Annotated in this window: 17 protein-coding genes; 4 read left to right on the forward strand and 13 right to left on the reverse strand. The window is 41.5% G+C overall.

Translation table 11 applies throughout. The features are described from left to right. The 12 genes from ftsA to D0T49_RS10865 all read right to left on the reverse strand — a co-directional run bounded on the left by ftsA (position 1) and on the right by D0T49_RS10865 (position 15881). Positions 1–1311 (reverse strand): cell division protein FtsA, encoded by a 1311-nt coding sequence (gene ftsA, locus D0T49_RS10810; RefSeq protein ID WP_163631281.1) that lies wholly within the window; start codon positions 1309–1311, stop codon positions 1–3. Positions 1312–1556: 245 nt separating this feature from the next. Continuing rightward, positions 1557–2294, reverse strand: coding sequence for a cell division protein FtsQ/DivIB (locus D0T49_RS10815; RefSeq protein WP_163631283.1), 738 nt, complete (start codon positions 2292–2294; stop codon positions 1557–1559). Between the two features lie 72 nt (positions 2295–2366). Then, entirely contained in the window at positions 2367–3743 is a 1377-nt protein-coding gene (murC, locus tag D0T49_RS10820; protein ID WP_163631285.1) for a UDP-N-acetylmuramate--L-alanine ligase, read from the reverse strand. A gap of 297 nt (positions 3744–4040) precedes the next feature. Further along, entirely contained in the window at positions 4041–5189 is a 1149-nt protein-coding gene (murG, locus tag D0T49_RS10825) for an undecaprenyldiphospho-muramoylpentapeptide beta-N-acetylglucosaminyltransferase (RefSeq protein ID WP_163631286.1), read from the reverse strand. A 319-nt stretch (positions 5190–5508) separates the two neighbouring features. Then, the gene (locus D0T49_RS10830; RefSeq protein WP_163631288.1) at positions 5509–6744 is read right to left on the reverse strand and encodes an FtsW/RodA/SpoVE family cell cycle protein; all 1236 of its coding nucleotides are present in this window, start codon (positions 6742–6744) and stop codon (positions 5509–5511) included. A gap of 338 nt (positions 6745–7082) precedes the next feature. Then, positions 7083–8417 carry a UDP-N-acetylmuramoyl-L-alanine--D-glutamate ligase gene (gene murD, locus D0T49_RS10835; RefSeq protein WP_163631290.1) on the reverse strand — a complete coding sequence of 445 codons (1335 nt, stop codon included), beginning with the start codon at positions 8415–8417 and terminating at the stop codon, positions 7083–7085. An 11-nt stretch (positions 8418–8428) separates the two neighbouring features. Beyond that, a complete protein-coding gene (mraY, locus tag D0T49_RS10840; protein ID WP_163631293.1) occupies positions 8429–9694 on the reverse strand; it encodes a phospho-N-acetylmuramoyl-pentapeptide-transferase in 1266 nt (421 codons plus the stop codon). Between the two features lie 38 nt (positions 9695–9732). Then, a complete protein-coding gene (locus D0T49_RS10845; protein ID WP_163631295.1) occupies positions 9733–11184 on the reverse strand; it encodes a UDP-N-acetylmuramoyl-L-alanyl-D-glutamate--2,6-diaminopimelate ligase in 1452 nt (483 codons plus the stop codon). 108 nt (positions 11185–11292) lie between these two features. Beyond that, positions 11293–13518 (reverse strand): penicillin-binding protein, encoded by a 2226-nt coding sequence (locus D0T49_RS10850; RefSeq protein ID WP_163631296.1) that lies wholly within the window; start codon positions 13516–13518, stop codon positions 11293–11295. 371 nt (positions 13519–13889) lie between these two features. Beyond that, entirely contained in the window at positions 13890–14237 is a 348-nt protein-coding gene (locus D0T49_RS10855; protein ID WP_163631298.1) for an FtsL-like putative cell division protein, read from the reverse strand. Between the two features lie 232 nt (positions 14238–14469). Further along, on the reverse strand, positions 14470–15378 hold the full coding sequence (gene rsmH / locus D0T49_RS10860) for a 16S rRNA (cytosine(1402)-N(4))-methyltransferase RsmH (RefSeq protein ID WP_163631300.1): 909 nt from the start codon (positions 15376–15378) through the stop codon (positions 14470–14472). 32 nt (positions 15379–15410) lie between these two features. Beyond that, positions 15411–15881, reverse strand: a complete 471-nt coding sequence (locus D0T49_RS10865; protein WP_163631302.1) for a division/cell wall cluster transcriptional repressor MraZ — start codon at positions 15879–15881, stop codon at positions 15411–15413. 327 nt (positions 15882–16208) lie between these two features. Between D0T49_RS10865 and D0T49_RS10870 the strand changes: the two genes are divergently transcribed. The 4 genes from D0T49_RS10870 (at position 16209) to D0T49_RS10885 (ending at position 20502) form a co-directional block, all read left to right on the forward strand. Beyond that, positions 16209–17024, forward strand: a complete 816-nt coding sequence (locus D0T49_RS10870; RefSeq protein ID WP_163631304.1) for a 1-acyl-sn-glycerol-3-phosphate acyltransferase — start codon at positions 16209–16211, stop codon at positions 17022–17024. Between the two features lie 104 nt (positions 17025–17128). Next, positions 17129–17602 (forward strand): hypothetical protein, encoded by a 474-nt coding sequence (locus D0T49_RS10875; protein WP_163631306.1) that lies wholly within the window; start codon positions 17129–17131, stop codon positions 17600–17602. Between the two features lie 99 nt (positions 17603–17701). Further along, positions 17702–19888 (forward strand): TonB-dependent receptor, encoded by a 2187-nt coding sequence (locus D0T49_RS10880; RefSeq protein ID WP_163631308.1) that lies wholly within the window; start codon positions 17702–17704, stop codon positions 19886–19888. Between the two features lie 212 nt (positions 19889–20100). Next, a complete protein-coding gene (locus tag D0T49_RS10885) occupies positions 20101–20502 on the forward strand; it encodes a cation transporter (RefSeq protein ID WP_163631309.1) in 402 nt (133 codons plus the stop codon). A 259-nt stretch (positions 20503–20761) separates the two neighbouring features. Here the strand turns inward: D0T49_RS10885 and D0T49_RS10890 are convergent, their stop codons facing one another. Next, positions 20762–21922, reverse strand: coding sequence for an FISUMP domain-containing protein (locus D0T49_RS10890; protein ID WP_163631311.1), 1161 nt, complete (start codon positions 21920–21922; stop codon positions 20762–20764). Positions 21923–21972 lie beyond the last annotated feature (50 nt).

Consider the following 21972-nt stretch of genomic DNA (forward strand, 5'->3'; position numbering starts at 1 on the left):
TTATTTTAAATAGTTCTCGTCTTCAAAAAGATTCAGTAGTTTGTCTGCTACCTTATCTATAAATTTCTTTGTGGAGTTATCTGTTCTTACTTTTTTATTTTGATTCTTTTGGGGTGTTGCGGCTGCTTCTTTACTTGCAGTTTCTTCCAAATAGTCATGTAATAATAATGCCGTTCCTATAGACTGGGCATATATTGGGTTGTAAAAACGCTTGTCGTTATCTTCGCTCAACCAGTCGGAATGATTCCCGAAGCGGGCTTCCATTCTGGTTTTTGCTTCTAAAAAGTCAATAATGTTGTTTAGATTTGCTCCTCCGCCCGAAATGACAATTCCGGCATTCAGTTCAAAAGGAGTTTCTCTCAATTCCCTGAAAATAGGAGTCATTAGTTCGGTAAGGCGTGCTTCTATGATGGTAGCAAGAAAATCGGTCTTTATTATCACAGGCTCGCTATTGGGCTCAACTGATGTTATCTTTATAGATATAGGCTCAGTTACCAGACTTTCTAAGGCAGAGCCTTTTAGTTGTTTCAGCCGCTCTGCGTTTTTTTCGCTTATACCCAGTTCCTGAATATCATGAGTGATGTTTTTGCCTCCCAAGGGTACAACAAGCAGTTTTTGCAGCACTCCTTCGGCATATATGGCAAGCGTAGTAGTAGTAGCTCCAAAATTAATCAACGCACATCCGCTTTCGCGTTCTTCATCATCCAGCAGTACGGTAGATAATGCTTCCATTGCAAGGGGGGTAAAATCTTCGGATGCAAGGGTGGTGACACGTGCAAAACATCGCTTAAGTTCATCTCTGATATAAATGGTACCAACTATTACATTGTAAGAAGCCGAAAGTTTATTACCCTTTTTGCCTACGGGGTTGTCGGTTCGTTCTCCATCAAGCTCGTACGATACAGGTATGATGTCAAAAATATCTACGTTAGGTTGTTGGCTGAATTTCTCGCTGCACTCGTCGGCCATTTCTTCCAGCAAGTCGTCGGTAATAGCTTTGTTGTTATTAAGCGAACGGACAATTTGTACCGGAATCTCCTTCATTGTCTTAGCGTTGAGGCTGACACAGGCTTTCTGCCCGTTGTACAACGGTGTTTTGTTCTGGAGGAGCCGGAATAGCTTGTTGATATTGAATGCTGCGTTCGAGGGTTGTGATATTACGCCATATATTACGTCGTTCGATTCTATCGACTCTTCGGATAAAATGCGTACTTCACCGCTTTCCTGTATTTCAACAGCCATTACCGAAACATGGGAACTTCCTATGTCGACTATTACATGGATGTTGTTCTCTGTATTTTTATTTGACATTGTTTTCACTATGTTAATCCCTTTTTTTTACCTAAAATAAATAATCCCCAAATTTATACGCTTAATTTTTATACTCAATCAGAATCGAATTGCAAATTTCAGGAACAAAGGAACAAGATAGAATAAAATAGATGATAAGACGTGTGAAAACTCATTTTATCCGTGTCTTTTTGTTCAAACTTGTTCTGTTTTTACCAATTTTGTTCAACTCCTATTTTTGCAAATCATTCTTTAGTTGAGTAAATCTACTTTGTGCAAACAATTTGTCCTTTGTATTGTAAATCAATCGTTTTATAACGGTTCCAACCAATTTCGTTGAACGCTTTTACGTATAGTTTTTTTAGCTTATCAAGTTTGCTCTCGTAATCATCCAGCGTTCCTAACATGATAATACTATCGCCAACACGGGGCACCAGTTCTATCTTATGGTCGGGGCGAATGTATATTTGTTCTATTTGCGCATTCCAGAAAGAGTTTTTTTCCAGATACGAGATGAAATTGAATAATTCGCCTGTAGCAGTTTCAAAACTTACATTGCCCGACACTACAGGAACGTAGGCTGTATAGTTGGGCGAGGTTTTTATTTTTTTGCCTTCGGTGTCAACGTAATAACTCTCGTTGCTGATAACCCTGAATTTTGGTGTGCGTTGCTTAACTCGCAGGTGCACAATACCCGCAGGTGTCATGTAACATTCGGCGGCTTTTATCATCTCGCTTTTGCTAAGCTCGTTTTCTATTTTTTCGGTTTCTATGTCGTTAAGCATTTTTCCTACAGGATACAGATTTTTGCTTTTCAGAAAATTCTCAATTTCAGTATGGTTAATCAGGCTTATTTCGTTCTGATTAACGAAAACTGTCTCCATGTGGGTGCACTCTATAGCTTTATTCTTGCTTGTAAAGGCCGATAGCGAAAATACAAGGTAGGCCCCCGCCAGCGAAAGCCCGCAAGTAATTAATATCTTATGTGATAATTTTTTCTTCATTGGAAGAATTTCTTTTTTATGGATTTTACAGTTTTTATAAATGTATAAATTTTACTTTCTCTTCTGTCGAAATTATGAGCACTTGCTTTTAAGTAATTTTCCTATTTGGGGTACGAGCTGGTCTATGTCTCCCGCACCAAAAGTAACCAATACTTCAGCATCATTTTGTTCTAACAAAGATAGCAGATTTTCTTTGGAACACAAGGTTTTATCCTCGATATTCACGTTGTCGAAAATGAGTTTTGAGCTCACTCCCCTTATCGGTTTTTCGCGTGCCGGATATATATCCAGCAGTATAAGTTTGTCGAGTAACGACAATGATTCGGCAAACTCTGTGGCAAAATCCCGCGTGCGTGTATAGAGGTGTGGTTGAAAAATACCTGTTATCTTTTTGTCGGGGTACAGTTTGCGTATCGAGTTGATGCTTGCTTTCAGTTCGTTGGGGTGGTGAGCGTAGTCGTCTACGTACACCGTTCGCTCCGATTTGTGTATAATATTGAACCTGCGGTATATGCCTGAGAATGACGATATACCCGTTCTTATTTCTTCTTTGGTAGCTCCGTTGAGCCATGCGAGTGCTATTGCAGCAATACTGTTCTCTACGTTTATCATTACGGGGACAGTGATGTAGAGGTCGTTGATGCGCTCGGTAGGAGCTACAAAATCGAAATATATCCTGTCTTTTTCCTGACGTATGTCCTCGGCGTGGAAATCGCCGCCTTCGTCCATCGAGTAGGTGTATTGCTTTACCCCTTTTTGCAATTTTGGGTTTAGCTCAATCCCTTTTCTCACTATCAACACCCCTCCCGGAGTGATTAATGATGCGAAATGTTCAAAACTCTCGTAGAAAGCCTCTGCCGTTTTATAAATATCCAGATGGTCGGCATCCATCGACGTAATTACTGCCATATAAGGCGCAAGCTGATGAAATGAGCGGTCGTATTCATCGGCCTCGATTACTACCAGATTACTCTCTTTCGACAATAGCAGGTTGCTTTGATAATTGTTGGCAATACCTCCCAAAAATGCACTGCACGAAACATGCGACTGGTATAGTAAATGTGCCGTAATGGTCGAGGTAGTGGTTTTTCCGTGTGTTCCGGCTATACATATCCCTTTTTGCTGGCGGGTAATGTCGCCTAATACCTGTGCCCGTTTATGAATAGTGAAGTTGTTTTCCCTGAAGTATAACAACTGGGGATGGTCGTCGGGGATGGCCGGAGTCATAATAACCATTGTAGAGTTTTTGTACTTGAAGTTTTCAGGAATACAATCTACACAGTCATCGTACGTTATGGTTATACCTTCGGCTTGCAGGCTCTTTGTAAGCAGGCTTTCGGTACGGTCGTATCCTGCCACCTGAAATCCTTTTGCATTGAAGTAGCGTGCAAGCGCGCTCATCCCAATACCTCCGATGCCTAAAAAATAATATCTAAAAAAATTACTCATATACGGAAAATAAGTAGTTACAAGAAATTAGTTACAAGTTACAAGTCGTATCCTCTGAAATTTAACAACAAGAAATATAAATATTAATTTTATCAGTCAAGCGGGCTTTGCAATCCAGCTTTTCTATATTATCAGGCTTTGTAATCAGTCGTGGTCGGAAGATTTTAGCCCTTAAAATAATTCTGATTTTAAGGGCTGTAAGCNTTGGCTTGCCAAGAAATAACCTGCCACTTCGTGGCGAAAAAATCTTCCGACCACGACTGATTCGTAGTCCTGTGAGACGGGCTGAGCTATCTGTCAGCTTTTTATTGTTCTGTTCGGTATCAATTTTATTACTTCTTCTGCAATCCGGCTTGCCGAATCCTTTTGTGCTAATTTTATTATGTTGCTACTCAGATTTTTTAATCCCTTTTCGTTGTTTATCAACTCTAATGCTTCCGGTACAAGTTTTTCTTTAGCCTCGTTGTCCTTAATCAGCACAGCGGCATTTTTTTCGGAAAGCGCTAATGCGTTTTTGGTCTGGTGGTCTTCGGCCACGTTGGGCGATGGAACTAAGATAACCGGCTTTTGCAATAAGCATAGTTCGGATATGGAGCTTGCCCCTGCCCGTGATATTACCAAGTCGGCAACGGAATAAGCATAGTCCATACGTGAAACAAAATCGGTCACAATTAGTTCGGCCGACGCATAGGGTTCGGCCGCTTTTTTAGCCTCTTCGATATAGAATTTTCCTGTTTGCCATATCACCTGAATACCCGATTCGCACAATTCTTTCAGATGCGCAATTATGCTTTGGTTTATAGTGCGCGCGCCAAGGCTGCCGCCTACAATCAGCAGTGTTTTTTTCTGTGGATTAAGCCCGAAGAAACGATATGCTTCCTCTGCTTTTGGCGGTACGTTAAACAAGTCCTGGCGTACAGGATTACCAGTAAGTACTATTTTTTCTTTCGGAAAAAAGCGTTCCATCCCTTCGTAAGCCACACATATGCACGATGCTTTTTTAGCCAGAAGCTTGTTGGTTACGCCCGCATAGGAGTTTTGTTCTTGCAGCAGGGTAGGGATGCCGTATGCCGAAGCTGCCCTTAGTGTAGGGGCGCTTGCATATCCGCCAACTCCGATGGCTACCTGTGGCTTGAATTTCTTTACTATTTTCCGTGCTTTCCGTGTACTCTTGAATAAATCAATCAGGACTTTTACGTTTTTGAGCATGTTTTTGCGGTCGAATCCCCTTACAGGCAACCCTTCGATTTTGTATCCGGCTTGCGGTACACGTTCCATCTCCATCCGTCCGAGTGCCCCTACAAACAGGAACTCCGCGTCAGGGTATTTTGCTTTCAGCGCATTGGCAATACTTATTGCAGGAAAAATATGTCCCCCTGTTCCGCCTCCGCTTATTATGAAGCGGTGGCTTTTACCCGATTCGGCTGTTTTATTTTTTGTTGGCATGCTTTTATTATTTTAGCATTCTGTGTTTATTTAAAAACGTCGTTCTTTGTCCTTTCAAATTTCAGTGCAAGCAAATAGAATAATCCGTTTGCGGTGCGAACAAATTTGAGCAATAATCCGAAAGCTATTATTTACGGATTTTAAATCTGCTATTAGTATCTCATCGGATTACAAATCCGATGATACGGAGAAACAAATGCAATAATATTGAAAGTGCTGTACACCGAAATATTAAAATCAAACAATTTCAAACAACCTCTGAGATTTTTCTCTCTTAAGCCTCCCTTGTGGGGAGGTTTGGAGGGGCTTAGGTGTTTTCTTATAACTCATCCAGTTCTACTACCGGAATTTCTGCTTCTGCAACTGTTTCTTCGCCTCTTTGTTCCTCCTTTAGTTGGCGGGTTACTCCCAGTATAATGCCGAAATACACAGAGGTTATCACAATAGATGTTCCTCCCCGGCTTATCAGGGGTAGGGGCTGTCCGGTAACAGGCCCTAAACCTGTAGCAACCGCCATGCTGACAAATGCCTGTATTACTATCATCAGGCATAGCCCGATAACCAGCATGGCGGGAAAAACCGTAGTACATTTAGTAGCTATCTGCCCTGTACGGAATAGCAATATCAGATACAGCAGAATCAAGATTACCCCTATTATCAGTCCTCCCTCCTCGATAACTATGGCATAGATGAAGTCGGAGTATGCCAGAGACAGATAATCGCGCTGAACGCTATTGCCTATACCCACCCCGAAAGCTCCTCCGCTGGCAATAGCTATTTTTGCGGTTATAGGTTGCTGGGTCTCGTCTGTTTTTACATATTTTTCTGCATTTCCCTTGCCTGATATAAAGTTATCTATACGTCCTACCCAAGTGTCGGCACGATGAAAGAACCCTTTTTCTTTTGAATCGCTTGGTAGAACTTTAATTATAAAGTAGCCTGAAACTCCGGTTATAAGTAATATGCCAACAATAATTCCCAAACGTTTCAGCGAAATGCGTCCTATGAGCATCAAGATAAAAATAACGCCAAAAAGCAATAATGCTGTAGAGAGGTTTTCTCTCAGTATAAGCAGGCATATAATTGTAGTGCAAATAATGATTCGCCAGAAATATATACGTTCGCTATCGGGGTCGTTATCCTTTATGCGCGATATAAAATCGGCACATACTATAACGAGCGATAGTTTTGCTATTTCCGAAGGCTGGAATCGTATCCCGAAAAGGTCGATCCAGCGCGTTGCGTCATTCTCGCTTACTCCTTTGAATTGCACTAAAATAAGAAGAATAAGTGATACAATAAGACCGAAATAGGATAATATCTTAATGTATTTATAGGGAATAAAATGGATTACATAGGCAATGATTATTCCCAAAGCCAGATAACCGGCGTGTTTCAGTATGGGGTCGAAATAGCTGCCCTGCTTACGCGCTGCTGCATATGCAAGTGTGCTCGATGCGCTATACATGATAACAACAGACCCTATACATAATATCAGGAATACAATCCAGATAGTGGTGTCGCCCCGCAGTATTTTTTTGAAAAAAGAATTCATTTGTTTTTATTCTTATTAGTTTTCTAAATTTATTATCCGACAAGTGGCACAAAGCCGCTGTTCGGGTTTTTTGATGGCGTATAGCGGCTGTAGTCCGCTTTGTGCCTGATTTTCTTTGTTCCTTTGTCCTTTCGGATTTGCAAATCCGAAAGGAACTATTCTGCGGATTTTAAATCCGCTATTATGATATCATCGGATTGCAAATCCGATGAGGCAGAAGGGTTTTCAGGTGAAAGCTGAAAGTATAAAGGATGCTCTCTTTTTTTCTGAAATACTCACTACTCACTACTCACTACTCACTACTCGCTACTCACTACCCGCTACTCACTACCCGCTACTTATAACTCTCTCACGTTTTTCTTGAACTGTTTTCCTCTGTCTTCGTAATTTTCGAACAGGTCGAAGCTGGCGCAAGCTGGCGCAAGCAATACCGTGTCGCCATCTAAAGCCAACTCGTAAGCCGCCTTTACTGCATCTTCCATCGATTGTGCATCAACAATATGCTTTCCTTTTTTATCGAAAAAAGCATGTAGCGGCGTATTGTCTTTGCCTAAAAATATCAAAGCTCTTACCTTGTTGTGCACAAGCTCTTCTATTTCGGCATAGTCGTTGCCTTTATCCAGCCCTCCAAGTATGAGTACTACCGGAGTTTCCATGCTGTTGAGTGCATACCAGCAGGAGTTTACGTTAGTCGCTTTCGAGTCGTTTATGAACTTTACATTCCGGATAGTGGCAACATATTCCAAACGATGCTCCACTCCTTTGAAGTCGGATAGCGATGCGCGTATATTTTCTTTCTTCACATCGAGAATCGAGGCTGTCAGTCCGGCAGCCATTGAGTTGTAGGTATTATGAATACCTTTCAGTGCTAATTCAGATGTAGGCATAGTAAACAAGGATTTTAGGATTTGTATTATTAGTTCTTCTTTTTCGACGAATGCTTTTGTTTTTTCGCCCCGTTGTATTGCAAATGGGTACAAGGTTGAGTTTATATTGCGCTTGGCAAGTTCAGCTTCTATCACGGGGTCATTTTCCCAATAAATAAATGCGTCTTTTTCAGTTTGGTTTTGCGTGATTCTGAATTTAGAATCTATATAATTTTGAAATTTGTAATCGTATCTGTCCAGATGGTCGGGCGTAATGTTCAGCAATACCGCAATGTCTGCCTTAAACTCGTGCATCCCGTCCAGTTGGAAACTGCTCAACTCAACCACATAGTAATCATACGATTGGGTAGCCACCTGCAATGCGAGGCTTTGTCCTACATTTCCGGCCAGTCCTACATTCAATCCCGCGTTTTTCAGTATATGGTAGGTTAGCATAGTGGTGGTGGTTTTTCCATTACTGCCTGTGATGCAAATCATCTTAGCATCAGTATACCGCCCTGCAAATTCTATCTCGGAGATTACCGGAATGTTTTTTCCTTTTAATTTCTGTATTATAGGAGCTTTATCAGGAATGCCCGGGCTTTTTATCACTTCATCGGCGTTCAGTATCAATTCTTCGGTATGGCGTTTTTCTTCCCAACGGATAGTATGATTGTTCAGCATGATTTTGTATTCGGGCTTAATCTCTGAAAAGTCCGATACAAAAACGTCGAATCCCTGCTTTTGTGCCAGTATGGCAGCACCGGCACCGCTTTCTCCTGCTCCAAGTATTACTATTCGTTTCATAGGATTTTGTATTATCTTATTTTCAATGTAATAACTGCTACTGCTGCCAATATCATTCCCACAATCCAAAAGCGGACTACTATTTTTGACTCCGGTATAGGTATTATCGGTTTTTGTATGATAGCCTGTATACCTGCATTTCCGGCTTTCTGGTAATGGTGGTGCAGAGGAGTCATTTTGAATATGCGCCTGCCTTCGCCGTACTTCCTTTTGGTGAGTTTGAAATAGCCCACCTGAAAAATCACCGACAGGCTCTCAGCCAGAAAAACTCCGCAAAGGATTGGTATGAGCAACTCTTTACGTATAGCTATTGCAAATACGGCGATTATTCCACCCAGCATGAGGCTGCCCGTGTCGCCCATGAACACCTGTGCAGGGAACGAATTGTACCACAGGAATCCGATAGTAGCTCCTATGAATGCCCCTGCAAAAATCAATAGCTCGCCTGTGCCCGGTATATACATGATGTTCAGGTATCCGGCGTAGTTTATATTGCCCGAAACGTATGCGAGAATCCCAAGCGTCACCCCCATTATTGCCGATGAGCCTGTAGCAAGCCCATCCAGCCCGTCGGTCAGGTTTGCGCCGTTTGATACTGCCGTTACGATGAATATGGCTACTAATACAAATAGAATCCATCCGTAAGTCTGTGCCTTATCGCCCAGCCAACGGAAAGCTCCGGCATAATCCAGATTGTTGTTTTTAATAAAGGGAATTGTTGATTTTGTTGATTTTACGTCCTGACCCGAATAAATCACTTCTTCTATCCGGTTTTCACTTCCTTTTACTTCAATATTTTCACGAATTACAATATCCGGACTCAGCCACATGGTTAATCCTACAATTAAGCCAAGCCCTACCTGCCCCACAATTTTGAATTTCCCGTTCAATCCGTCTTTGTTTTTTTTGAAAACTTTAATATAATCATCAAGAAATCCTATTGCTCCCATCCATACCGTTGTTATCAGCATCAGGATAATGTAGATATTCGTCAGGTCGGCAAAAAGCAATGTTGGAATCAATATCGACAGTATAATGATTATTCCACCCATAGTAGGAGTGCCTTTTTTGCTCAACTGCCCTTCCAGGTCGAGATTGCGTATGGTTTCTCCTATTTGCTTTTTTTGCAGCAGGCTGATAATCTTTTTCCCGAATACCGTAGCAATCAGTAGCGCGGTGATAAATGCCAACGCTGTTCTGAAAGAAATGTAGTTAAACATCCCTGCACCGGGAATGTCAAAAGTCTTGTCTAAATATTGAAATAAATGGTATATCATACTTTCTTCTCTTGATTCTTGGTTCTTGACTCTTTAATCTAAAAACAGACTTTTACTTCTTCTCTGTCGTCGAAGTGGCTTTTTTCACCTTGAATAATCTGATAATTTTCATGTCCTTTTCCGGCTACCAACACTATATCTCCCGGCTGTGCAAGCGAGCAGGCTGTCCTGATTGCTTCCCTGCGGTTTACGATAACCAGTGTTTTCTTTCTTTGTTCATTGTCAAGCCCTACGGTCATATCATCAAGAATAGCCTGAGGGTCTTCAAAACGTGGATTATCCGATGTAAATATCGCTTTCCAACTGCCGTTTACCGCCTCTTGTGCCATGATTGGGCGTTTGCCTTTGTCGCGGTTTCCGCCGCAGCCCACTACTGTTATCAGCCTTCCCTGCTTACCTGTCAGTATTTGATTTATACTGCTTATTACGTTATTCAGGGCGTCAGGTGTATGTGCATAGTCTACTATCGCCATGTAGCCTGTAGGGGAATACAGAGTTTCGAAACGTCCCGATACCGACTGCAAGGCACTGATAATACGCAGGGTTTCCAATTCGTTTTGCCATAGCAACATAGCCGTACCGTATACAGCGGTAAGGTTGCTTGCGTTAAACTTGCCGACAAACGACACATGTACCTCTTTATCATTCATATTGAGCAGCATACCGTCGAATCCGCTTTCCAGAATTTTGGTTTTAAAGTCGCCCATCGAGCGTAGTGTATAGGTATATTTCCTTGCTTTCGTATTCTGGAGCATCACCATGCCGTTTTTGTCGTCAATGTTGGTCAGTGCAAACGATTCGGGCGAAAGCTCATCGAAAAAGCGTTTCTTCGCTTTCAGGTAATTATCAAATGTTTCATGATAATCAATATGGTCGCGTGTGAGGTTGGTAAAAATTCCTCCTGCGAAATTCAGCCCGCTAATGCGGTTTTGTACTATAGCGTGCGAACTTACTTCCATAAAGGCGTATTCGCATCCGGCATCTGCCATTTCCGATAGTAATTCGTTTATAGTCAGTGCGTCGGGCGTTGTGTGGGTAGCTTCAATGGTTTTGTCGTTCACGTAATTAACAACGGTTGAAAGCAATCCCGCCTTATAGCCTAATTTTCTGAAAAGCTGGTAGAGTAGGGTGACGATAGTTGTTTTTCCGTTTGTGCCGGTAACTCCCACCAGTGTCAACTTGCTCGACGGATAATCGTACCATGTGCATGCTACTTGCCCTAAAGCCTCCGATGTGTCAGGGGTAGTGATGTATGTAACGTGTGCTTTTAGCTCTGTTGGCAGTTCTTCGCACAATACGGCTACTGCTCCTCGTTCTATAGCAGTGTTGATATACTCATGCCCATCTACGGCAGTGCCCCGTGTGGCAATGAATAAATCACCTTTTTCTACTTTCCTCGAATCGAATTTTACACCGTAAATATCAACTGTGCCATCGCCGATTGTTTTTTTACAGTTGACGTTTATCAATAGGTTATTTAATTTTAGCATAGTTGTTTTTTTATGTTTTTACTTCTATCCTCAAGGATATTCCTGTCTCACGGGATTTGTAATCCCGTGATTTATTAACTCCGGATTTAAAATCCGATAAGATAAGTGTTATCTTAAAGTTAAAGTTATGTTTCTGCCTTTGGTGGCTTGTGTGCCGGCTAATATATTTTGCGAAACAACTTTTCCCCTGCCGTTTATTTGCACGTTCAGTCCCATATTTTCAAGGAGATAAATTGCGTTTTTAGCTCCCATTCCTCTTACATCGGGAATTTTTTCGTTGTCCAGTGCCAATGGTTTTATTGTTGTTTCATTTTCGGTTATTTCAGATTTTACCCATTCGCCCGATTCGCCTGATATAGGTAGGCGGACATTTTTCATTACGGTTTGCAAATCTTTGTAATTCCCATCTTTGCTATTAGGCAGTAACACGGTGTTTTTCATGATAGTGGTGTCGTTAGCCATCAGTTTAGGTGTCCAGTCCGATTTCAAGGCCATAATACGTTCTGCAGTGTTTTTGAAGGCTACACCGCTCGTCAATCCCGCCGATGATACATTGGGCTCGTTTATTACAACTATTCCTGTATATTGAGGATTTTCAGCCGGAAAATATCCGCAAAACGATACCCTGTGTTTGCTGTTGGAGTAAACGCCGTCTTTTATAACACGGGCAGTTCCCGTTTTTCCGGCAATGTGTACGGTTTGCGAGCGTACATCTTTTCCAGTTCCCATTTCACCCTCTACTACTCCCAGTAGTACTTCTTGTATATCGGCTAAGGTAGATGGTTTGCATATCGAATTGTTTATTGTTTCGGTACTGAATTTTTTTATGGTTTGCCCGTCTTTCGCTATCGATTTTACAAAGATGGGACGAATCATTTTTCCGTTGTTTGCAATAGCATTATAATACGTCAGTATATAAATAGGTGGTACTTGTACCTCGTAACCTCTGGACATGGCAGAGAGCGACGTTACCGTCGACCAGTTGTTTTTTTCGTTCGGATGTTTTATCCTTGGTCTTTGGGCTTCGATAAACTCCAGATTCATAGGCTCGCCTATTTTAGTGCTTCTTATCCGGTCGATAAATGCTCCTTGGTCGTTGCCGTATGCGTCTACTATAATTTTGTGCATTCCCACGTTGGATGAGCCATGTATTACGTTTGCAACCGATATTTTGCCATACCCTCCTTTGCGTGCATTGTGGTCTGTTACTTCGGGCACTCTGCTGTGGTATTTCAGCCTTCCGTCGCCCACGTCTATTGAGTCGGTTATTTTTATTTTTCCATCGTCCAAGGCCGCAATCAGGGCTATTGTCTTGAAGGTAGAGCCGGGCTCCATGATGTCGGTAACAGCCCCGTTTTCTTTTTCGTAGTATTTGCCGGAGGCGTTTCTATACATATTTACGATAGATTTTACTTCGCCCGTTTTTGTTTCCATAAAAATGGCATAACCCGATACCGCGTTGAATTTTTCAAGTGTTTCTACCAGTACGTTTTCCGAAATATCCTGAATATCGACGTCAATAGTGCTGTATATGTCGTTTCCGTCAATAGGTTCGGCCTCTATTACCGTTTGCCACAGGTTGGTAAGTTTCTGACGGCTGGAGTACCCCGGTTCTCCGTTCAGATAGTCGTTGTAGTATTTTTCCAGCCCGTATTTTGCATTCAGCCCTACCCATTGCTCCTGTCTTTTTTTTATTGTGTCGGTTTTGTGTGTTTTAGGGTTGGTTCTGATGATTATTGTATCTTTTTTCACTATTTGCGATTCGTTGCCAAAAACATCGCCTATGGTTATATTTGCCAATGAACCGAATGGTTTTTCGCGCCTTACTTTTTCTTCGACAATCAGCCCGCTTTTAATTCTTCCTAATTTGAAAAGAGGCATTGCTTCCACTTCTTTCAGGTGGTAGTACTGGATACGTCCCGGATAAATTTTAAAATAGCGTTTTTTCTTGTCGTATGCATCTTTGAGCGCGGCTTTATATTGTTCTTTCGTCCGGTCTTTGAACAGGAGCGAGAGACTTTCTGACACAGAGTCGAGCTTCTCGTAAAAAACCTTCCCATTTTTATCCCTCAAGTTTGCAGCTGTGGTTTCAAGAAATATTTCGTAGGTCGGTATTGAACTTGCCAGCAATCTGCCGTCGTGCGAATAGATATTGCCTCGGTTGGGCGGTACTATTTTTGTGCTTTTCTCGCTATTGTATTGTAATGCAAGCCAATTGTCGCGCTCTTTGGTTTGTATGATAATTATTTGGGCAATAACCAATACAAAGGCGATGACAATAAGTGAGTACATAATGCCAAACCTGATAATGATGTTTGTACGTTTGTCAGCCATTTGTTAGTTGTTTTTTATCGTTAAAGCGTTGATTCGTAGTTTTTATTTTGTGTCACATAGGTTTAGTTAGCTCGCACATAGTTTTTGTTTTCAAACACGGAGACACCAAGACGCGGATTTAATGTTTAATTATTAATGTTCAATTATTATTCCCGTTTAGTGGATTTATCCATTGCTCTCTTTTTATTTTATCGGACGAAAGATTTTTCGGCCCTACAGATATTTGTACTTATAGCTTATTGACTACTAACTACTGACTGCTAACTCATAAGTGTCCTATGTGAGCTAAATAATATAAGTTAATTTGTGTCGAATACTTATCTCTTATCTCTTATTTCTCAATTTTCAACTCTCAATTTTGAATCTCAAGCTCAATCTAATTTTATCGGTGGGGTAGTGGCTTCTACCAATCCCAGCCCTTTTTCGTTTGCCAGTTTCAGTACGTGCGAGCGCCGGCTCATTTGTATCAATTCGGCCGATAGTGTAAGCGATTCGTATTTAACGTCTTTCAGCTCTCTTTTCAGCTTGTTTTCTTTATTCATCTGTGTTTCGCAATAGTAGCGGTTGCCCACATATACAAAAGCTAATACCGCAGCCATGATTAACAAACCGTATTGTTTTTGTATGAACTTTTTGGTCAGGATGTTACCATTCAGTAAATCCCGCAGGCTGCTCGATTTTATATCAGAATAATCTTCGCTGCCTTTAATACTGCTCATGAATTTTTTAAATCTCGACATATCTTAATACAGTTACAAGAAATTAGTTGCAAATTACGTTGTCCTTCGGGACGAGCTACAAGCTACAAGTTAATAGCTACAAGATGATGTAAAAAATATCTGAAGTTTAATAGTGAAAAATGTAATGTTAATTTATTAGATACTTACTTCCCTTACTTCCTTTACTCCTCTTATTTCTTTTACTTCTTTTATTCCCCTTCCTTCCCTTATTTTACACCTTTTCCGCTATCCTTAGTTTTGCACTGCGCGCGCGCGGATTGTTTGCTATTTCTTCATCTGTTGCTGTAATCACTTTGTTGTTGACGGCCCTGAGTGGTGATAATACGTTTCCGTAAAAATCTTTTTCGATTTTTCCCTCAATATTTCCGCTACGTACAAAGTTTTTTACAAGCCGGTCTTCGAGCGAATGGTAAGTTAGCACCACTAATCTGCCTTTTGTGTCTAACGCTTCCATACTTTGGTTCAATAGCTGTTTTAGCACTTCCAGCTCCTTATTCACCTCTATGCGCAATGCCTGAAACACCCGTGCCATGTCTTTCTTTTCCTTGTCCTTTCCGTAGAATGGCTTTAGGGTTTCAACAAAAGGAAATATCCTTTCGAAAGGCTCTTGTGCCCGTGCTCTTACAATGACAGATGCTATGCGGCGTGCATTTCTTAACTCTCCGTACAGGTAAAATATATCAGCCAGTTGTTCTTCGCTATAGGTATTCAGTACTTTGGCGGCGGTTAAGGCCGATTGTTTGTTCATCCGCATATCCAGTTCTCCATCGAAGCGGAATGAAAAGCCTCTTTCGGCTTCATCAAAATGATGGAATGATACGCCCAAGTCGCCCAAGATGCCATCTATGTGTTCGATGCCATGATAGCGAAGAAAGTTTTTTAAGTATTTAAAGTTGCTTCTTACGAAAGTGAACCTGCTGTCGTCGATTATATTTTTTATGGCGTCTTCGTCCTGGTCGAAAGCTATTAGTTTGCCTCTCTCGTTAAGGTGCGATAATATCTCGCGCGAATGGCCTCCTCCTCCAAACGTAACATCCACATATACTCCATCGGGTTTAATGTTCAAACCCTCGATGGTTTCGCTCAGCATTGCCGGTATGTGATATGTGTTTGTTTCCATAAGGATTTTTTTGTGTATGAAATGATTTTGTGTTATTCGGCTTTTCTGTTCTTTTTCATCATTTTCTCTCTTAACTTGCTCGCCAAGTCGGTAGGAGATGGCTTTACCTGTTCGTATCTCGATTTGCTCCAAAGGGCAAAGCTGTTAATCCCACCTATAAAGAGAATCTCGTTGTCGTCAATAAGTTTTATGGCATTTCGGTTTTTCTTGGATAGTAGTATGCGTCCTTGTGAGTCGATGTCTACCCATTCGGCGTCTTCGGTAAAACTGAAAAGCAGCATTTGGTCTTCGGGGTCCCACTCGTCCAGATTTTCCTGCAGGCCGTTTAGCTTTTTGTTCCAAGCCTCTTCCGGATAAAATACGATATAGTCGCTATCGGCCTCTTTGTGCATGACGATTCGCTCTCTGTCTTCTCCGGCGAGTAGCTTTCTGTAGGGTGCAGGGATGAATATGCGCCCTTTGGAATCAGCCTTAGCTTCGTATTTTCCTATGAATCTGGTCATGGGTTTTAATGCTTGAATTTCAAGTGTAAAGGTATGAAATAATTTTTTAATTTCCCCACTTTTCCCCACTAAAAAGTTTTCAACAAATAATGAATAGTTTATTAACTTTAAAATGCGGGTTATCAACAGTTTTTCAACTCAAGTTGTTTTTATTGTTTTGCTGTTAAATCTATAACAATCAAACTATTATAAAAGTTCAGTCGGAAAATGAATTGAAAGTGGAAAAAAGTGGGGGAGTTTTCTCTGATTTTTACCGATTCTTTTTTTGTGTCGCTTTTCTTGTTAATTAAATTTCGTATTTTTGCATACCTTTTTATAACATTGTGTATGGAGAAGAATGAAATAGCCCATATTGATTTGGAGAAAATACTCGAAGCGAAACTACCGAATCGGAAACTGCCTAAGTTTATTATCCGTTATCTGAAAAAGATAGTTCACGTAGATGAGATAAACCATATTTTTCGGACTTACCCCGGAGCAAAGAATTTTGATTTTATCGAATCGTTGCTCGATTATATGAACATAACCTATTCGGTAGAAGGGCTTGAAAACCTGCCGAAAGGCGAAAAATATATTTTTGCAGGTAATCACCCGTTGGGCGGTTTAGATGGGGTGGTGCTGGCATATGTTATTGGCAAGGAGTATGATGGTAAGGTGCGTTTGCTTACGAATGACATACTGCTGTTTCTCGACCCGCTAAAAGAGTTGTTCATTCCCGTGAATAAGGTAGGGGCGCAGGGAAAGGAGAATGTTGAAAAATTGAATGAGTTTTATAATTCAGACGATAATCTGATAACTTTTCCTTCGGGCAAGTGTTCCCGCAAAGCCAAAGGTAAGATTATAGACCCCGAATGGAAGAAAAACTTCATTGCAAAGGCTACCCGGTACCACCGCGACGTTGTTCCTATTTACTTTGAGGGGCGCAATTCTAACTTTTTCTACAATCTGGCAAATCTGCGTACATTTTTTGGTGTAAAGCTAAATCTTGAGATGCTTTATCTTGCCGACGAGCTTTTCAAACAAAAAGGTAGCCACTTTACAATAAAGATAGGCAACGCTATTTCGTGGGAGGCTTTTGGTAAATCGAAGTCGCAACTACAATGGGCCGATTGGGTTAAAGGGCTTGTGTATGAGATGAAATAATGTACTGTGACTGGTTTTAGTAAAGACGTGTTTCGGATAAGATGGCTCGTTTTTTGTTTCTTATTTAGAAAATACTGCTTATCTTTGCAATGGATTTACATCGGATGAAAAAGACACTCACTCGGATATTAGCTTTTGTATGCGCTGTTTACTTCCTTACCGCAGGGTTGGGATTTAATGTAGTGCACTATTGCTGTGATACTTGTGCAAGTGAGGGGATTGAAGCTGTTGCAAACAAATCGTGCGAGGCGATACATCATGAGCATGAGCACGAGGATGGATGTTGTCATCATGCTCCGTCCGCTACCCGTGAGGATATGGCATGTTCTGATGCAAGCCATACAACAGATGGCTGTCATCTGTTGCGTATGAGTACAGATATGCCTTCGGTAGTTGCCGGTGTGGATATTACTCCCGCCGATTTTGGGCAGTTTATTGATTTGCCATATATTATAATTTCTTCGTTATTTGAATTAGATAATCCTTTTTGGGATAAACCATCTTTTACCCCCCCCGACGATGTCCCGCTACTGAGCGGGCGTGATATCTTGGCATATCACGCAGTTTTACTGATTTGATTTTTTAATGTGAATAAATTAGATGCGAATATAGGGAAATGCAATCCGTGTTCGTTCAAACTTTTATTTGTATCACATTAAAATTATTAATCAGTAAAAATGAAAAAAATCTTATATTTAACCATATTGTTATTAATATCTACGCTTTCGGTTTCGGCTCAGGTAAGAGGGCTTGTAATGGATACCGGAGGCGAACCCTTGATTGGGGTAAATGTTTACTGGGAAGGCACTACGGTAGGTGTTGCTACGGATGCTGCAGGGCAATTTTCGCTTCCCCGGTTAAATGCAACGAATCGTTTGGTATTTAGCAGCGTGTCGTTTAACAACGATACCGTGGTTGTGTCTGCTCCCTATGATTTTTTGAACGTAGTACTTAACGAAGTAATTGAGTTATCGGAAGTGTCTGTCATTCAGAAAAAGCCGGGTGTTCTAAAAGCCCGTACTTCTGTTTTTCAGACCGAAAAAATAACAGGCGATGAGCTTTGCAAGGCTGCTTGTTGCAATCTGTCCGAAAGTTTCGAGACCAATCCCTCGGTCGATGTGGCTTATAGCGATGCCGCTACAGGAGCCAAGCAAATTCGTTTGCTGGGTTTGTCGGGGGCTTATGTGCAGATGTTGACAGAGAATATCCCCAGTTTGCGGGGAATATCTTCGGCGTATGGTCTGGGGTTTATTCCCGGCCCTTGGATGGAGAGTATTCAGGTTTCAAAAGGTACTTCGTCCGTTATTAATGGTTATGAGGCCATTACGGGACAAATAAACGTTGAGTACAAGAAACCTCAAACAAGCGAAATTGTAGCGGCTAACGTGTTTGCAAGCGATGCGGGTAGGGTAGAGGCTAATGCAAATGCTTCGGTATTGCTGAATGATAAACTATCGACAGGCGTGTTGCTTCATTTTTCGGACGAACTGCGCGACAACGACCATAATGGCGATGATTTTTTGGATATGCCTAAAATTCGTCAAATGAATGCAATAAACCGCTGGTATTATACTAATGGCAATTATACTTCGCAGGTATTCTTGCGTGGATTGTCGGAAAAGCGTACCGGAGGTCAGATTGAAGGCCCTTATAAAATAGGAATCGAAACACAGCGCTATGAGTTTTTTACTAAAAACGGTTATGTGTTCAATCATGCTAAAGGTACAAGCCTTGGGTTTATCCTGAGTGGCTCATGGCACGAGCAGGATGCCAAATATGGCAATAAGGCGTATGACGGCGTACAGGGTAATATTTATGCTAATTTGATTTTCCAGACTAACTTTACCGATGCTCATAAGCTGTCGGCAGGGGCGAGCTTTAATATGGACGATTATAATGAGAAGCTTGTAATCCCGAATGTTAGCTATGACCCGATAAAGAAACGTGAATACGTACCGGGCGCTTTTGCTGAATATACTTTCAACTGGGATGATAAATTTATTGCTTTGGCTGGTTTGCGTGGCGATTATAATTCGTTTTACAATCGGTTTCTTATCACTCCGCGTTTGCACCTGAAGTATAATGTTTCTGACTATGTTCACTTGCGTGCTTCAGTCGGGAAAGGTTATCGGTCGCCCAATGTGTGGGCCGAAAACAATTTCCTCTTAGCCAGCAACAGACAGGTGAGTTATGAGGAGAACCTGAAAATGGAAGAGGCTTGGAATTACGGGCTGAGCGTGCAAACCTATATCCCGATGTTTGGCAGGGAGCTGAGTTTGTCGGGCGAGTGGTATTACACCGATTTTGCGCAACAGGTGGTTACTGATATGGATGCTGATGCTCATGCAGTTTCGTTTTACAATCTGAATGGCGGAAGGTCGTATGCAAGCAATCTGCAATTCGAAGCGAATATGGAAATTGTGAGAGGGCTTACGGCTACTCTGGCGCACCGTATGACCGATGTGAAAAGTACGTACAGAGATGGCTCTTTGCGCGAAAAGCCTTTGACAAACCGCTATAAAAGCCTTTTTACGGCTTCGTACCAAACGCCTTTGAAAAAATGGCAATTCGATTTTACTACCCAGCTCAACGGTGGCGGGCGTTTGCCCGATGCGGATGCGGATAACCCGTTGTGGGAAAAGGAGTTTAATCCTTATGTGGTGTTGAACGCTCAGATAACAAAGTATTTCAAAACATGGTCGGTGTATTTGGGTTCGGAAAACTTAACCGGATTTGTACAAAACAATCCGATTGTGGATGTAGCCAACCCTTTTGGTTCGGATTTTGATGCTACTGTAATATGGGGCCCTACACACGGGCGAAAGATATATGTGGGCTTTCGCTGGGCGCTGGATAGGGAGTAATGAGCCTACTATGTGTGTGCTAAAAGTGAGAGAACGCGAATATCGCAAATAAAACACAAGTTTGCGCAAGTTATATTTGATTGAACTTTTAGTAAATCTCAAAAGTGTGATTTGCGTAATTTGCGTTCAAAAAAAGAAATTTAAATCAACTCCTCAATCGGGTTTATGTAGGATAAAATATAGAATAAATACAATTAAATCAACTAATTAATATGAAAACAAAAAGTATCATTCTTTCAGTAATTATGCTGATGTCCTTTGCGGGGCTTTCGGCGCAGTCGAAAAAAGACAGTAACAAAGAAAAAGTTGTTTTTAATGTTTCGATGCACTGTCAAAGTTGTGCAAATAAAATCGAAAAAAATATTGCTTTTGAAAAAGGTGTAAAAGACTTGAATGCTAATCTGGAGAAACAAACGGTAGCGGTGACTTATGATAAGCGCAAAACCGATGTTCCGGCTTTGCAGGCAGCTTTCAAGAAAATAGGTTATGAAGCTACTTTGCCCGATGCTGCTTGTTGTGCTGAGGGTAAAAAAGCAAATTGCAAACACGGGGAGGCTGCGTGTACTCCATCTGAAGGTAAAAGCCAACCAGCCGATTGCCCTTCGAAAAAGTAAAAAGTTTACTTACTTATACATTCAAACTAAAAACAGAAGCTATTCCACAATAGGAGTAGCTTCTGTTTTTTTGTAAATGATTAATTTAAACAGCTTCTTGTAATTTTGCAATGCCATCGTACGATGTGCCCGTTCGCACGGTTGTACACTCGCCCCGTTAATCTACATAGACTAATAGGGCGAATTTTATTATCTGTACAAAATAAAATGGAGAAAGCCTCCGGACTTGTCTCCAATGGGGATAAAATTGATAGATTGCCTATTCTGCGACGCACCTGAGGCTATGTCCGTTGGAGCGATAGAAGTATTTTGTCCTCTGTATAGTATTATCGAAAGCCAAGTAGTACCCTTCGGTAGTACCCTTCTGTGTACTACTCCAGTAACTACCGTAGCTGCCACGGCCATTCTGTGCTCCATCAGTGTAGTAGCGGGAGTCGGCGGCCGTCAAGAATAAATTATCTCCTACTTTGTAACCATTGGCGTAGTTTCCAGTATCCGCTGTCCAGTTTGTACCTTCCTCAATCCAAGTGTTATTGGCTATTACCTGTTCCCATTCTGTATTTGTTGGTACACGCCATCCGGCAGGGCAAGGGTTCTGGGTGGTCATATTCCAAGGAGCATTGGTTGACGGAGGTGTACCCAAACCAGTCCAACCACTGATAGCGCCTACTGTACTTTGGTCGGTAGCCTGACTGATACCACTGCTCGCCAATCCCCACTTATATTTACCTCCATGAATAGCTGCCGCAGGAGTAAACGGGTCGGCAGTATAATCTGCTCCCAAGTTGTGGCACATAAAGTAAAATGTTTTGCTATTATTTCCTTTAGCATCACAGGCTTTCACTATGCTGGCACGTTTGCTCTCTACCATACCATAACTATTGTAAACTACACAATAATATGTGTTAGGGAAGTAGCCTATAGCATCGGTAGGAGTGAAGGCAGGGGCTGTTTCACCGTCTATCTCTGTTCCGTCACCTTTGAACCATTGATAACTCAGGTTAAAACCTGCTGCCGTAATTTTAAGTTGTGCAGGTGTCGCGTTATTCCAGTCATCTTTAGTTATAAACTGTGACTGTGGATGTATTACAATTAATGGCGGTTGTCCTGATAGGTCGTTTCCACAATTGGATAGCCATTTACTGCCGTTCCATGTTTCCATACAGTCGATGTCGGTATTGAAGATAGTCAACCCCTTGGCTAAATCTCTACCACTTACGGCTAAAGCATCGCGTTGTACGGTGGTTAACTGAGGTAGACGCAAACCACCTGTAGTACCTGTTACCTCTAAAAGTGAAAAACTTTCGGGTGCTTTATCGGCACCGATAGTTACCTGTGCGTTTGCGCTAAAAATGAAAAACGAAAATTGAAAAAGACAGAACAAAATTAAAGTCTGTCGGAATGATTGTTTTCTGTTCATGAGTTGATAATGTTTAATTGTTAGTTATTAATTATTATTTAGTTACAAGT

It is taken from the genome of Paludibacter sp. 221, assembly GCF_010501035.1.
Lineage (GTDB): Bacteria > Bacteroidota > Bacteroidia > Bacteroidales > Paludibacteraceae > QVMH01.